Here is a 13829-nt window from a genome sequence, read left to right on the forward strand (position 1 = left end):
TTTCAGTCGCGCCCCGTGGGACCCCACATGGAGGTCCTCGTCTACGGCGCCGGCGCGCTCGGCAGCCTGATCGGCGGGCTGTTGGCCCGGAGCCACGACGTCACCCTCGTCGGGCGCGACCCGCACATGCGGCGGATCCGGGAGGACGGGCTCCGGATCGACGGGGAGATCGACGAGCGCGTCCGTCCGCGGGCGCTCACCGACGGGACGCACCGCGCCGCCGATCTCGCCGTGGTCACGACGAAGGCGTACGACACCGACGCGGCGGCGCGGGCGCTCGCGACCGGCGAGTACGACGCGGTCTGCTCGCTGCAGAACGGGCTCACGGGGGATCGGCTCGTCGCCGCGCTCGACCCGACCGTGCTCGCCGGCACCGCGAGCTACGGCGCCCTGCTCGCCGAGCCCGGACGGGTGACGTGTACGGGGATCGGCGAGGTCGTCGTCGGCTCGCTCGCCGGCGGTCGGGACCCCCTCGCGGAGCGCGTCGGTGCCGCGTTCGACGAGGCCGGGATCGAGACGACGGTCGCCGCGGACATGCCCCGACGCCAGTACGAGAAGCTCGCGGTCAACGCGGGGATAAACGGCCCCTCCGCGCTCGCGCGCCTCACCAACGGCGCGACGCTCGACGGGCCGGGCGGCGAGGTGGCGCGCGAGGCGGCCCGCGAGGTGGCCCGCGTCGCGCGCGCCGACGGCGTTGATCTCGGCGAGGACGAGGCGGTCACCGCCGTCGAGCGCGTCGCCGACGAAACCGCGGCCAACCGCTCGTCGATGCACGAGGACGTCGCCGCGGGGCGTCGGACCGAGGTCGACGCGATCTACGGCGCCGTCGCCGACCGCGCCGACCGCTTCGGGGCCGCGGCGCCGACGTGTCGGACGATCGCGTCGCTGATCCGCGCGTGGGAACTGGGCGAAGGGCTCCGGGAATCCGCGTGAAAAATATCCGAGAATCCGCGTGACTGCGGCCGGGAGTCGCTGGTGAACGGGGCGGCGCGGGACAGCCGGAAGGCCGTCGATACCGTCGAGCGACTACCGAGTCAGCACCACTCCTCGAGGACGGTCGCGTCGGTCTCGTCGACCGAGACCCACGCGTTCTCCCGCGAGACGTCCGCGATCACCAGCTCCGATCGCGACGCAGACGAGTCGATCGACGCCATGATGTCCGGCGAATCGTCGGCGTCGAGCGTCGGGTCCGCGGGCAGCGCGGTCCGACGGTGATCGGGGTCCGGGTCGTCCCAAGGAGTGGAACTCCGTGACATGATTGTTAATTGTTCACAGTACGTATAAGCGTTCCGAACCGAAGCCGACCGCAGTCGGCGAATTCCCGGTTCGATCGAGCGGATCGACGGCGAATCCGGGATAGAACCGTCGATCGGACGGCCCGGGGCGCCGGTCGGGCGTCGATCCGACGGATCGGTCGGATAGTTGTCGGATACGTGACGCCGTTCGAGCGCCGACCCGCGGCCGCGCCGTCTCCGACCACCTTCGCAGTATACAAGAGGTGCCACGCTGAAAGACGGTGCATGAACGTGTCAGACGCCATGACGCCGCGGTCGGATCTCGTCGTCGTCGAGATTCCCGGGAGCCGGAACGACGTGCTGGAGTACATCCAGGAGTACGGCTTCTCCTCGGTCCCCGTCGTGAAGGACGTCGACGGCGACGAGGTGTACCGCGGCCTCGTCACTCGCGACGACCTCATCGAGCAGCCGGACGAAGACCAGCTCGCGCTGCTGATGCGGGAGGTCCCGACGATCGGCGCGGACGAGGACCTCGTCGACGCCGCGGCCACGATGGTCGCCGAGCGCTCCCGCCGCCTCCCCGTCGTCGACGGCGACGAGCTCGTCGGCATCCTCACCGTCACCGACGTGGTGCGGGCGATCGCCCGCGGCGAGATCAACGGGGGCACCGAGGTCGGCGAACTCGCGACCGAGGCGGTCAACGCGACCCACACCGAGACCCCGCTGCCGGTCGCCGAGCGGGAGATCGGGCTCGCGAACGTCCCCTACGCGGTCGTGCTCGACGACGACGCCGCGATCGCCGGCATGCTCACCGAGGTCGACATTCTCGAGGTCGCCCGCGTCGTCGAGGGCGAGGCGAGCACGGGCGACTCGATCGCCGAACAGGACTCCGAGTGGTCCTGGGAGGGTATCAAGGCCACCGGCGCGCGCTACCTCCCGACCCGCAACGTGGAGCTCCCGGCGGAGGCGGCGCGCCACTTCATGACGGAGGACCTCGTCACGGTCAGCGGCACCCGGACGGCGAAGGAGGTCGCACAGGAGCTCATCAGCAACGACATCGAGCAGGTTCCCCTGGTCAACGGGACCGATCTCAACGGTATCGTGCGCGACGTCGACCTGCTGGAGGGCCTCTAGATGGCCGCGGACGACCTCGTCGAACTGGCGAAGCGACGGGGCTTCTTTTTCGGCTCGAACGGCGCGTACGGGGGGACGGCCGGCTTCTACACGTTCGGTCCGCAGGGCGCGGCGCTGAAGCGGAACCTCGAGGACGCGTGGCGCGACCGGTTCACCATCCGCGAGGGGAACCGCGAGATCGAGGCGCCGACGGTGATGCCGGAGGCCGTCTTCGAGGCGTCCGGCCATCTCGAGGGGTTCGACGACATGCTCGTCGAGTGCGGCGAGTGCGGCGAGTCCCACCGCGCCGACCACCTCGTGGAGGCCGTCACGGAGATCGAGGACGCCGAGGCGCTCCCCGGCGACGAGGTCGAGGACCTCATCGCGGACAACGAGATCGCCTGCCCCTCCTGTGGCACCCCGCTCGCCGGCGAACCGGTCGAGGACTTCAACCTCATGTTCGCGACCGACATCGGCCCGGGCGACGGCCAGCCCGGCTACCTCCGGCCGGAGACGGCCCAGGGGATCTTCGTCGAGTTCCCGCGACTGAAGGAGTACGCCCGCGGGAACCTCCCGTTCGGGATCACCCAGATCGGACCCGCCTACCGCAACGAGATCTCGCCGCGCGGCGGGCTCCTCCGCCTGCGCGAGTTCACGCAGGCCGAGCTGGAGCAGTTCATCGACCCGGAGGAGGACGAACCCCCGCTGGACCGCGTCCGCGACGTCGACGTCCGGCTGTACCCGGCGACCGAACAGGAGGCCGAGGACGGCGAGTACGTCGAGACGACGGTGGGCGAGGCGGTCGACGAGGGCGTCATCGGCTCCCCGTGGGTCGGCTACTACCTCGGCGTCGCCAAGGCGTGGTACGAGCGCGTCGGCGTCGACACCGACCGGTTCCGGTTCCGCCAGCACCTCGCGGGCGAGCGCGCCCACTACGCGGCCGACTGCTGGGACGCCGAGAGCGAGGTCGACGGCGACTGGATCGAGATCGCCGGCTTCTCGTACCGCTCCGACTACGACCTCTCGAAGCACGGCGAGTACGGCGACGACTCGTTCACCGTGTTCAAGCGCTACGACGAGCCGAAGACGGTCGAGCGCGCGACGGTCGACCCCGACATGTCAGTCCTCGGTCCCGAGTTCGGCGGCGACGCCGGCGCGGTCGCCGCGGCGCTGGAGACGCTCGCCGAGCGCGACCCCGACGCCTTCCACGGCGAGACGGTCGCGGTCGACGTGAACGGTGAAAGGCATGAAGTCGACGTCGACGTCGCGAACTTCGCCGTCGAGGAGACCACCGAGAGCGGCGAGCACATCACCCCGCACGTCGTCGAGCCGTCCTTCGGCGTGGGCCGCACCGTCCAAACGCTCCTCGCGCACTCGTATCGCGAGGACGAGGTCGACGACGAGGCGCGGACGTACCTCTCGCTGGAGCCCGAGATCGCGCCCCAAGACGCGGCGGTATTCCCGCTGGTGACGAACGACGACCGGCTCGTCGACCTCGCGGACCGGGTCGCGGGCGACCTGCGCGCGGCCGGCCTCGCGGTGGCGTACGACGACTCCGGCTCGATCGGGCGGCGCTACCGCCGCCAGGACGAGGTCGGAACGCCGTTCTGCGTCACGATCGACCGCGACGGGATCGAGGGGGACGGCCCCGACACCGTCACCGTCCGCGAGCGCGACTCGGCCGCGCAGGTCCGGGTCCCCGCCGACGACCTGGCCGGCGAGTTGGCCGCGCTCCGCGCGGGCGAGTCGTTCGACGCGCTGCGGGACCGGTACCAGAGCGTCGAGACGGACGTCGAGACCAACTGACCCGTGCCCCTTCCGGCGGCGGAGTGGCGGGCCGACGTGGAGTTCGAGCGGCGGCTGGTCCACTCCGGGGGGACCCTCTACCCGGTGCCGTACCTGCTCGGCTGGTTCACGTGGACGGAGACGCGCTACTTCCTCCTCGCCGCGCTCGCCGTCGTCCTCACGCTGGAGTTCCTCCGGCTCGTCGTCGGGCTCGACCACTGGCTCTACCGGAAGCTCACCCGGGAGTACGAGACCGACGCGCTCGCCGGCTACGCGCTGTACCAGGTGAGCATGACCGGCGCGGTCCTCCTCTTGGAGCCGACCCTGGCGATCCCCGCGATGTGGATGCTGTCGGTCGGCGACCCCGTCAGCGGCGCGCTGGGGGACAACGAGGCCACCGAGGCGAAGCGGCCCGCCGCGTGGGTCGCGATGTTCCTCGTCTGCTTCGGGCTCGCCGTTCCGTTCACCATCCCCGCCTTCGGCCCCGACGTCGGCGTCGTCGTCGCGGGCGCGGGCGCCGCCCCCGCCGCGGTCGCGGACGGCCTCCCACCGATAATCCGTGGCGTCGCCGTCGACGACAACCTCACCATCCCGCCCGCCGCCGCCGGCGGGATGCTCCTCGCGCTCGCGGTGGTGGGGTAGGCACAGCGCGGATCACGGCGCGGATCACGGCTCGGCAACGAGCGAAGAGCGAGGAGCGAGGAACGCAGAGGGCGTTTATATACAAACGCGGCGGTGGCGCGTGCCGATGAGCGCCCGGAGGGCGCGAATCGCACGCGCGAGGGAGTCGGACCGGCGCGACCGCGCCGGTCCGACGAGGCTGGGGAGGCGTGAGGTGCGGTCGTGGTGCGGGACGGGACTCAAAGGGGCAGCCGCGAGGCGGGCGCAGGCGACGGAAGCACCGCAGGGAACGAACGAAGTGAGTGACCGAGGAGCGCAACGAGCGTGCGCCCGCCTCGCGGCTGGGGCTTTGGAGGTGTTCAACGCGTCAACAACGAGAGCAACGATCGATACCCGATCAACGGAGAGATGACCAGACAGATTGCACCCGCGGCTACCGAACAAACGGGTCGCAGAGAACGAATGAGGGGACGACCGCTTACGTCGCGCGGCGTTCCGTCGCCTTCGGGCGGAGGTTCTTGTAGCCGCACTTGCGGCAGCGCTTCGCGTCGGGGGCGTTGCGGGCGTTACAGCGCATGCAGATCTGCCGGTCGAGGTTGCGGCGTTCCGCGGCGTCGAAGCTGGCCATACGGCTACTGTCGCGGCGACGCTGTAAAAGGTTGCGAGACGCGGCGGCGGGTCGGCGGTACCCCGGACCGCCGAAACCGAACGGGCGGTCCGAGCCTCAGGCGCCGGCCTCGGACAGCGCGGCCTCGATGTCCTCGCGCTGGGTGACGCCGACGAAGCGGTCCACGACGCCGTCGTCGTTCTCGATGATCAGCGTCGGGAGCGAGCGGACCTGGTACTGGTTGGCGACGTCCTGCTCCTCGTCGACGTTCACCTTCTGGAGCTCGAAGGCGTCGCCGAGGTCCTCCTGGATCTCCTCCAGGATCGGGTCCTGCGTCTTACACGGGCCGCACCAGTCAGCGTGAAAATCCAGCAGTCGAACAGTCATTATCCGACCGGTTCTACCGGCGGACCGCGCATAAGGGTTTCCCACTCGGCGATACGCGGGGGCTGTCGGATTCGGCTCGCCGGCCGCGGCCGAGGCTCGTCGGCCGCGAGCGAAACGTTTAGAACGCCGCGCGGGTCACTCACGAGTATGAGCAGTGGCTCCAACTCCGGCGGGCTGATGTCCAGTGCGGGACTGGTCCGCTACTTCGACAACGAGGACCGGAACGCGATCTCGATGAGTCCCAAGACCGTCCTCGCGTTCTGCGTCCTCTTCGGCGTCTTCGTGCAGATCCTCTCGCTGACGGTCGCCTAACGGTCCGACGTCTCCGTTCGAACACTTCCCGCCGGCTGACCGGTAGCGCGCCCTTTTTGCCCGTCCCCGACCGAGTGAGTGACATGAAAGCAGGCGTCATCGCCGTGCAGGGCGACGTGGCCGAGCACGCCGCCGCCGTCCGGAACGCCGCGGCCGCTCACGACGAGTCCGCCGAGGTCGTCGAGGTCCGCGACGCCGGTATCGTGCCGAACTGCGACGTGCTCCTCATGCCGGGCGGGGAGTCGACGACCATCTCGCGGCTGATCCACAGAGAGGGGATCGCCGCGGAGATCCGCGAGCACGTCGCGAGCGGGAAGCCCGTGCTCGCCACCTGCGCCGGCCTCATCGTCTGCTCGCGGGACGCGAAGGACGACCGCGTCGACGCGCTCGAACTCGTCGACGTCTCCGTCGACCGCAACGCGTTCGGTCGACAGAAGGACTCCTTCGAGGCGAAGATGCCGGTAACCGGTCTCGACGAGCCGTTCCACGCCGTCTTCATCCGCGCGCCGCTCATCGACGAGGTCGGCCCGGACGTCGAGGTGCTCGCGACCGTCGACGGCCGCCCGGTGGCCGTTCGCGACGGCCCCGTCGTCGCCACCGCGTTCCACCCGGAGCTCACCGACGACCCGCGGATCCACGACCTCGCCTTCTTCCCCGATCGCGAGGTGGTCGCGTGAGCGACCCCGAGACCGACGCGCGAGAGGACCCCGACGCCCCGCCCGAGGCCGTCCTCGACGAGCTGTTCGCCACCATCGCGTCCCGGAAGGCGGAGCTCCCCGAGGGCTCGTACACGGCCTCGCTTTTTACCCACGAGAAGGGCGAGAACGCCGTCTTAGAGAAGATCGGCGAGGAGTCGACCGAGGCCATCCTCGCGGCGAAGGACGACGATCTCGACGAGCTCACCGCCGAGAGCGCCGACCTCGTCTATCACCTGCTGGTGCTGCTCGCGATGAAGGATCTCGACCTCGACGACCTCCGCGGCGAGCTCCGCGAGCGGTTCTGACCGCCCACTGCTCGCCGCCTACCGCTCCCGTTCCAGCTCGCGGTCGATGTCGTCGAGCTCCTCCGTCTCGAGCTCGCTGGCGATCCGGCGCTCGAACTCCGCCTCGCTGATCTGTCCCTCGACGTACTGCTGGCGGAGGCGGTCCTGCCTGCTCTCCGAGGCGTCACCGGACGCGGTCGACGAGCTCGACCGCGACGCGCCGATCGAGTCCGAGTTCGCGGTCGGGTCGTCGCTCCCGAGGAACCAAGAGCCCGCCTTGTACGCGACGTACGCGAGCCCGGCGAGAACGGCGAGCGTGACGACCCCCGAGATCACCGCCCACGCGATGCTGAGGATCGCCGAGACGACGGAGACGAGGACGCTGACGCCGATGAGGACCGCCAACGCGACCGCGCCGTAGTAGAGGGCCTTCTTGCCGTCCATACCGAGGAGTCACGGGTCCGAGCGCAAATACCTTCTCCCGGGCTCGTCTGAGTGGCGGGCCCCTCGGCGTCAGAAGACTTATTCGATGCTACGGTCGTAAGTCAGTGAAATGAATCAGGAGCCGCGAGCGGCGACGATAGATACGGCCTCGGTCCGCGGGGAGGACCGCCCGTGACCGGAGAGCCGGATCCGGACGCCGACCGGCGGACCGTCGGTCGGCGGACCGCCCTCGGCGCGCTCGCGGGCGCCGGGAGCGCCGCGGTCGCCGGCTGCTCCGGCTCCGAGGCGGACGACGCCGCGGCCGCCGGGTTGGAATCGGACCGGCTCGACGAGCTCGCGGCCCGGTTCGCGCCGACGCTGTACTTCGATTCGGCGGAGCCGTGGTTCCCCACGGACCCGCGCCCGTACGCGACCGAGGAGGACGGCGAGACGGTGGTCGACGGCTTCGCGGCGTTCGACGGCTACCACGAGCGGTACGACGAGGCCGGCGAGCCGCCGAACCCCACCGTGTTCTACAACGGGGTCCGGTACGAGGACTCCCCGCTCGCGGTCGTTCAGTTCTGGTTCTACTCCGCGTTCGACCAGTTCACCGCGAACTTCCACTGGCACGACTGGGAGGTGCTCCACGTCTTCGTCGACCTCGACACCGGCGACCCCCAGCTGTACGTCGCCAGCTCGCACTCCCGGAGCGTCCCGAACAACGAGTTCCTCGACCCCGACCCCGACGTGGTCCCGCGGATCCTCCCCGAGCTCGGCTCGCACTCCAGCACGCTCTCGGTCAACGAGATCCCCGACCGGTTCCAGCGGGTCGGCGAGGACGGGCTGCTCGCGGACATCACGAACACGACGATCGACACCGTCGAGGACCTCCTCGGGATCCCGATCGCGTACGGCCTTCCCCGCGACGAGGGGGCCCGGCTCCCCTTCGTCGTCCCCGAGTACGAGGGCGAGCCGATCTACGAGCACCCAGACCTCCCGTCCGTCACCGAGGAGTCGCTGGTCGACGGGGCGCTGAGCGTCCGATCGCTCGACGCCCTGCGGTCGCCCCCGACCGACCTCCCGCTCCGGGAGACGGGGATCGCGTTCCGCCACGCCGACCGCGAGGACGCGCTCGCGGACGAGACCGTCGACGAGGTCGTCGGCTACGAACTCGTCGAGAGCGCCGAACTGGAGGGGATATCGGCGTTCACCGGGCCGCAGCTCAGCTTCGAGTTCGCCGTCCCCGAGGCGGTCGAGGACGCCGTCGCGAGCCACATCACGACCACCGGCGTGCCGTGGGAGCAGCCGCGCTACGAGAACCCCGCGCTCGACGTCACGGCCGGGAACCACCGCGCCGAGCTCGCCGACCGATACGACGCCATCGCCGGCGACGCGGAAGTCGGCGGCGACGCCGCGGGCGCGCTCGACGCGGTCGTCGCCCGCGTGACGCGGGCGACCGAGACCGACGAGGCCCCCGACGGCGAGGGGCTGACGACGGCCGACGCGGGCGTCGAGTCGTTCGTCCTGATCGAGAGCGACCCCGAGGCGGTCCCGACGTTCGCGGGCGGGATCGCGGTCGCGAACGGCGTCCCCGAGGGCGACCACCGGCTGACGGTGAACGGCGCGGGGCGGGCACCGCACAGCGAGGAGCTGACGGTCTCGGCTGACGAGCCAGTGACGGCCGCCGGCGTCGACGGCGAGATCCCGCTCGTCGCCCGCGAGGACGCGCGGAAGGTGGAGCTCTCGGACGAGGAGAGCGACGTCGACCTGACGCGGACGGCGATCGAGGACGACTTCGCCGGTCGGATCTACGACTCCGCGATCGACGGGAGCGACGCGGCCTACGTCCACGCCGGCGGCGCGTACACGACCGAGGTCCGCGACGCCGACGACGAGGTCGGCGCGTACCGGGTCAACCCGGACCCGCCGGGCTCGGAAGGCGATGACGGCGGGGATTCGGGCGACGGCGACGACGGCGAGGGGCGCTCGCCGATCCGGATCGACCGCCCGGAGACCGGGGCGGCCCCGCTCGCCGGCTACGTCGCCGACGTGGCCGAGGAGACCCGCGCCGCGGTCGCGGCCGCGGCGGCGGAGGGCGGCGACGGAGACGGCGATGACGACGACGGGAGCGACGACACAGGTGGCGGGAGCGGGACGAGCGGCGGCGGAGGCGGTTCGGGCGGCGGCCCGTCGAACGCGGTGAACGGGCTCGAACGCGCGCTCGCGGCCGCGGTCGACGCCGCGGAGCGGGCCGAGGAGCGCGCCCGCGAGGGCGACGGCGAGGGGACGGAGCGTCAGCTGGCGAACGTGCTCGACCGGATCGCGCGGATCGAGGAGCGACTCGCGGCGGCGCGCGAGGGGCTCCCGCCCGGGCTCGCGAACGCGACCGGGAAGCGGGTCGAGCAGGCGACGAAGCGGGTCGAGCAGGCGCGGAACGCCGGGAAGCTGTAGGCGACCGGCGGTTCCGGCGCCGGCGCGTCCCGCTCTCAGTCCACGAGGCGGTGTGTCACACCGCACCAGTGGATGGAAAGCTATACGACGCCGACCCGACCACGAGTATATAAGCAGATGTCTCAGGAGGGTTACGACCACACCGCGGTCGAGAATCGGTGGCAGGAGGCGTGGGAGGACGCCTCCGTGTATCACACGCCGGACGAGGCCGACGACCCCACCTACGTGCTGGGGATGTACCCGTACCCGTCGGGGAAGCTCCACATGGGCCACGTCCGCAACTACACCATCACGGACGCGTACGCCCGGTACCGCCGGATGCGCGGCGACGACGTGCTCCACCCGATGGGATGGGACGCGTTCGGGCTCCCCGCCGAGAACGCCGCCAAGGAGCGCGACACCAACCCCCGCGACTGGACGTTCGACTGCATCGACACGATGAAGGGCCAGATGAAGTCGATGGGGTTCGGCTACGACTGGGAGCGGGAGATCACCACCTGCACGCCGGAGTACTACAAGTGGAACCAGTGGCTGTTCAACCGCTTCGCCGACGCCGACCTCGTGGAGCGGCGCGACGCCGAGGTGAACTGGTGTCCCTCCTGCGAGACGGTCCTCGCCGACGAGCAGGTCGAGGGCGACGCCGAGCTGTGCTGGCGCTGCGACACGCCCGTCGAGACCCGCGACCTCGACCAGTGGTTCCTGAAGATAACCGAGTACGCCGACGAGCTGCTGGAGGCCATCGACGACCTGGAGGGGTGGCCCAACTCGGTGCGCCAGATGCAGCGGAACTGGATCGGCCGGCAGTACGGGACGACGCTGGACTTCGAGGTGAGCGAGGCGCGGAGCGCCTCGAACGGACGCGGCGAGGGAATCGAGCCGCGGGAGTACGGCCCCGTCGAGGCGTTCACCACCCGCGTCGACACCGTCCACGGCGCGACGTTCTTCGCGCTGGCGCCGGACCACCCGATCAGCGAGGAGCTTGCCGCCGAGGACGACGCCGTCCACGAGTTCGTCCACCACGAGGCCGACCCCGAGGGCGACGAGCCGAACGGCGTCGAGACCGACCTCACGGCCACGAACCCGGCCACGGGCGAGGAGATCCCCGTCTTCGTCGCCGACTTCGTCCTCTCGGACGTGGGGACGGGCGCGCTGATGGCGGTGCCCGCGCACGACGAGCGCGACCACGCCTTTGCGACGAAGATGGGCGTCGAGATCCGGCCGGTCGTCGCGCCGGAGCCAGACGACTGGGACGGCGAGACGGTTCCGGACGCGCCGGACGTGAGCGAGGCGGCGTTCACCGACGACGGCGTCCTCATCGACTCCGGCGAGTACAGCGGTCTCGACAGCGAGACGGCCCGCGAGCGGCTCACCGCGGACATCGAGAGCGCCGCGGAGAGCGCCCAGTACCAGCTGCGCGACTGGGGCATCTCCCGCCAGCGCTACTGGGGCACCCCGATCCCGGTCGTCCACTGCGACGACTGCGGCCCGGTGACGGTCCCGGACGAGGACCTGCCCGTCGAACTGCCGGAGTTCATCAACACGACCGGGAACCCGCTCGACGCCGCCGAGGAGTGGAAGGCGACGACCTGTCCGGAGTGCGGCGAGCCGGCCGCCCGCGAGACCGACACGATGGACACGTTCGTCGACTCCTCGTGGTACTTCCTGCGCTACGTCTCGCCGGGCCTGGACGACGCGCCCTTCGACTTAGAGCGCGCGAACGACTGGATGCCGGTCGACCAGTACGTCGGCGGCATCGAGCACGCCGTGATGCACCTGCTGTACTCCCGCTTCTTCACCAAGGTGTTGGCCGACGAGGAGGGGCTGGAGCACCGCGAGCCGTTCACGAACCTGCTGGCGCAGGGGATGGTCCAGCTGGAGGGCGAGAAGATGTCCAAGTCGAAGGGGAACGTCGTCTCCCCGCAGCGCATCGTCGACGAGTACGGCGCCGACACGGCCCGGCTGTTCATGATGCAGGCGGCCCAGCCCGAGCGCGACTTCGACTGGTCCGAGGAGGGCGTCCGGTCGACCCACCGCTTCCTGGCGCGGCTGACGGACCTTGTCGAGGGGTACGCCGCGGGCGCGGCGGAGACCGCACCCCCTGACGCCGACCGCGACACGGTCGACGACTACGTCGCCGACGAGGTCGACGCCGCCGTCGCCATCGCGGGCGACGAGTACGACGGCCTCACGTTCAACGTCGCGCTCCGCGAGGCGCAGGACCTCGTGGGGACGCTGCGGAGCTACCGCGGGCACGCGGACCCGGACCCGGACACCTACGAGCGCGGGCTCGACGTCGCCGTCCGCCTGCTCGCGCCGGTCGTCCCGCACCTCGCCGAGGAGCTGTGGGCGACGCTGGGTCGCGACGGCTTCGTCGTCGAGGCCGACTGGCCGACCGCGACGGTCGACCGCGAGACGGTCGAGAAGCGGCGCCGACTGGTGACCAACACCCGCGAGGACGTGCGCGACATCGTCGAGGTCGCCGGCATCGAGGACCCCGAGCGGATCGACGTCGTCGTCGCGTCCGACTGGAAGTACGACGCGCTGGAGGTCGCGATCGACAGCGACGCGGACAACCTCATCTCGGAGTTGATGGCGGAGAGCCACATCCGGGAGCGGGGCGACGACGCCGCCTCCTACGGCCAGGACCTGCAGGCGAACCGCGAGGCGCTGCAGGAGACCCTGTCGGGCGACGAGGAGTACGAGGCGCTGCGCGCGGCCTCGTGGCTGATCGAGCGCGAGTTCGACGCCCCGGTCCGCGTCGAGCGCGCCGCGGACGCCGACGACGCGGTGGTCCGGAAGGCCGAGCCCGGCCGGCCCGCGATCGACATCGTCGAGTAGGGGTCCGGCTCTCGTCCGGCAGACGGCGTCCGAACTGCCGCCGGGCGCAGACGCCCGACCGGTCGATGCCGGCCGGCGTTCTCGACGCGGAACATCACTGGTTAGTGACACCAATCCAATGTAAAAATACGTAAATTATCTATGATAGTGTGTGAATATCACGCACGAGATGCAGTACACCATCGAGAAGGGTCCGAGCTACGCGGTGTTGCGAACGACCATGGACCGAGACGACCGACTCATGGCCGAGACCGGGGCGATGATAAGCCGGAGCGAGAGCGTCGACGCGGACGCCGAGGTGGGCGGCGGTGAAGGGGTCGGCGGGATCATCAAGTCGGCGATCAGTTCGAGTCAAGACGTGGTGGAGAACGCCTTCGAGGCGACGGCGGACGGGGCCGAGATCACGCTGGCGCCCGACCATCCGGGTGACGTCTTCGCTGTCGACGTCGGCCGAGACGGGCCGATCAAGGTCAATTCGGGGGCGATCCTCGCGTGGGAGCCGACCGTCGAGCGGTCCACGGCGTTCAACGACGCGCAGGGCTTCTTCTCCTCGGGAAGCCTCCGCGTCCTCGAACTGTCGGGAACCGGGCAGTGCTTCCTCTCGGCGTACGGCTCGATCGTCGAGACGGACGTGAAGCCCGACGATCCGACGGTGGTCGACACCGATCATCTGATCGCGTGGACGGACGGCCTCGCGGTCTCCAGAGAGACGGACGGCACGATCAAGTCGGCGGTGCTCGGCGGCGAGGGGCTCGTCTCGAAGTTCTCCGGCGAGGGCCGCGTGTGGATCCAGACGCGCAACCCGGCGGTGTTCCGGACGACCACCGGTGGAGAAAGCGGCGAGGACGAGGGGGACGCGGGCATGGGCGTCGAAGACTTCCTCTGATCGCGTCGATACTGTCTCCCCACCGCCGAGACGCCCCGCGCCAGGGTTTCGACCGGAAATCCGCGCCCGCCCCGGAAACGATTAGTCGGCGGCGCCACCCGATCGGGTATGGACGATCCCTACGCCCCGGCCCGCGACGCCCTCGCCGGCGACGGGCTGGCCGGCGACGCGGCCGACGGCGACGCGCCC

Annotated in this window: 14 protein-coding genes; 10 read left to right on the forward strand and 4 right to left on the reverse strand. The window is 70.6% G+C overall.

From position 1 onward, the window contains the following. Nucleotides 1-27 precede the first annotated feature (27 nt). On the forward strand, nt 28-933 hold the full coding sequence (locus DJ75_RS00240) for a ketopantoate reductase family protein (protein WP_094521880.1): 906 nt from the start codon (nt 28-30) through the stop codon (nt 931-933). A gap of 101 nt (nt 934-1034) precedes the next feature. Here the strand turns inward: DJ75_RS00240 and DJ75_RS00245 are convergent, their stop codons facing one another. Beyond that, the gene (locus DJ75_RS00245; protein ID WP_094521881.1) at nt 1035-1256 is read right to left on the reverse strand and encodes a hypothetical protein; all 222 of its coding nucleotides are present in this window, start codon (nt 1254-1256) and stop codon (nt 1035-1037) included. Nucleotides 1257-1520: 264 nt separating this feature from the next. On the opposite strand from DJ75_RS00245, the gene DJ75_RS00250 reads away from it, so the two are divergent. From DJ75_RS00250 to DJ75_RS00260, 3 genes are read left to right on the forward strand one after another with little or no spacing between them, the layout of a single operon-like run. Then, nucleotides 1521-2369 carry a CBS domain-containing protein gene (locus DJ75_RS00250; RefSeq protein WP_094521882.1) on the forward strand — a complete coding sequence of 283 codons (849 nt, stop codon included), beginning with the start codon at nt 1521-1523 and terminating at the stop codon, nt 2367-2369. Then, the gene (gene glyS / locus DJ75_RS00255; RefSeq protein ID WP_094521883.1) at nt 2370-4154 is read left to right on the forward strand and encodes a glycine--tRNA ligase; all 1785 of its coding nucleotides are present in this window, start codon (nt 2370-2372) and stop codon (nt 4152-4154) included. Between the two features lie 3 nt (nt 4155-4157). Then, nucleotides 4158-4775: a dolichol kinase gene (locus DJ75_RS00260; protein ID WP_094521884.1), complete on the forward strand. Its 618-nt coding sequence runs from the start codon at nt 4158-4160 to the stop codon at nt 4773-4775. A gap of 457 nt (nt 4776-5232) precedes the next feature. On the opposite strand, the gene DJ75_RS00265 is transcribed toward DJ75_RS00260, so the two are convergent. Together DJ75_RS00265 and DJ75_RS00270 are read right to left on the reverse strand one after the other, a co-directional pair. Next, nucleotides 5233-5382, reverse strand: a complete 150-nt coding sequence (locus DJ75_RS00265) for a 50S ribosomal protein L40e (protein ID WP_094521885.1) — start codon at nt 5380-5382, stop codon at nt 5233-5235. A 96-nt stretch (nt 5383-5478) separates the two neighbouring features. Then, nucleotides 5479-5748: a co-chaperone YbbN gene (locus DJ75_RS00270; RefSeq protein ID WP_008002506.1), complete on the reverse strand. Its 270-nt coding sequence runs from the start codon at nt 5746-5748 to the stop codon at nt 5479-5481. Nucleotides 5749-5895: 147 nt separating this feature from the next. Here DJ75_RS00270 and DJ75_RS00275 point away from each other — a divergent pair, with 147 nt between their 5' ends. From DJ75_RS00275 to hisE, 3 genes are all read left to right on the forward strand, one after another. Then, nucleotides 5896-6060, forward strand: coding sequence for a preprotein translocase subunit Sec61beta (locus DJ75_RS00275; RefSeq protein WP_094521886.1), 165 nt, complete (start codon nt 5896-5898; stop codon nt 6058-6060). Nucleotides 6061-6143: 83 nt separating this feature from the next. Next, nucleotides 6144-6737, forward strand: a complete 594-nt coding sequence (pdxT, locus tag DJ75_RS00280) for a pyridoxal 5'-phosphate synthase glutaminase subunit PdxT (RefSeq protein WP_094521887.1) — start codon at nt 6144-6146, stop codon at nt 6735-6737. Continuing rightward, nucleotides 6734-7063 (forward strand): phosphoribosyl-ATP diphosphatase, encoded by a 330-nt coding sequence (gene hisE, locus DJ75_RS00285; protein ID WP_094521888.1) that lies wholly within the window; start codon nt 6734-6736, stop codon nt 7061-7063. Before pdxT ends, hisE begins: the two co-directional genes overlap by 4 nt. An 18-nt stretch (nt 7064-7081) precedes the next feature. Here hisE and DJ75_RS00290 read toward each other — a convergent pair whose 3' ends face one another. Then, nucleotides 7082-7486: a hypothetical protein gene (locus DJ75_RS00290; protein WP_094521889.1), complete on the reverse strand. Its 405-nt coding sequence runs from the start codon at nt 7484-7486 to the stop codon at nt 7082-7084. Between the two features lie 171 nt (nt 7487-7657). Between DJ75_RS00290 and DJ75_RS00295 the strand changes: the two genes are divergently transcribed. From DJ75_RS00295 to DJ75_RS00305, 3 genes are all read left to right on the forward strand, one after another. Further along, complete coding sequence (locus DJ75_RS00295) at nt 7658-9916, forward strand: hypothetical protein (protein WP_094521890.1); 2259 nt, start codon at nt 7658-7660, stop codon at nt 9914-9916. 117 nt (nt 9917-10033) lie between these two features. Further along, nucleotides 10034-12754 carry a leucine--tRNA ligase gene (gene leuS, locus DJ75_RS00300; protein WP_094521891.1) on the forward strand — a complete coding sequence of 907 codons (2721 nt, stop codon included), beginning with the start codon at nt 10034-10036 and terminating at the stop codon, nt 12752-12754. 151 nt (nt 12755-12905) lie between these two features. After that, a complete protein-coding gene (locus DJ75_RS00305; RefSeq protein ID WP_141211935.1) occupies nt 12906-13640 on the forward strand; it encodes a TIGR00266 family protein in 735 nt (244 codons plus the stop codon). Nucleotides 13641-13829 lie beyond the last annotated feature (189 nt).

The sequence above is a fragment of the Halorubrum sp. Eb13 genome (genome assembly GCF_002252895.1).
Taxonomy (GTDB): domain Archaea; phylum Halobacteriota; class Halobacteria; order Halobacteriales; family Haloferacaceae; genus Halorubrum.

Excerpts from the sequence above, each read along its gene's own strand:
- DJ75_RS00240 (WP_094521880.1), top strand. The coding sequence starts at position 28 with ATGGAGGTCCTCGTCTACGGCGCCGGCGCGCTCGGCAGCCTGATCGGC.
- DJ75_RS00245 (WP_094521881.1), bottom strand. The coding sequence starts at position 1,256 with ATGTCACGGAGTTCCACTCCTTGGGACGACCCGGACCCCGATCACCGT.
- DJ75_RS00250 (WP_094521882.1), top strand. The coding sequence starts at position 1,521 with ATGAACGTGTCAGACGCCATGACGCCGCGGTCGGATCTCGTCGTCGTC.
- glyS (WP_094521883.1), top strand. The coding sequence starts at position 2,370 with ATGGCCGCGGACGACCTCGTCGAACTGGCGAAGCGACGGGGCTTCTTT.
- DJ75_RS00265 (WP_094521885.1), bottom strand. The coding sequence starts at position 5,382 with ATGGCCAGCTTCGACGCCGCGGAACGCCGCAACCTCGACCGGCAGATC.
- DJ75_RS00270 (WP_008002506.1), bottom strand. The coding sequence starts at position 5,748 with ATGACTGTTCGACTGCTGGATTTTCACGCTGACTGGTGCGGCCCGTGT.
- DJ75_RS00275 (WP_094521886.1), top strand. The coding sequence starts at position 5,896 with ATGAGCAGTGGCTCCAACTCCGGCGGGCTGATGTCCAGTGCGGGACTG.
- pdxT (WP_094521887.1), top strand. The coding sequence starts at position 6,144 with ATGAAAGCAGGCGTCATCGCCGTGCAGGGCGACGTGGCCGAGCACGCC.
- DJ75_RS00290 (WP_094521889.1), bottom strand. The coding sequence starts at position 7,486 with ATGGACGGCAAGAAGGCCCTCTACTACGGCGCGGTCGCGTTGGCGGTC.
- leuS (WP_094521891.1), top strand. The coding sequence starts at position 10,034 with ATGTCTCAGGAGGGTTACGACCACACCGCGGTCGAGAATCGGTGGCAG.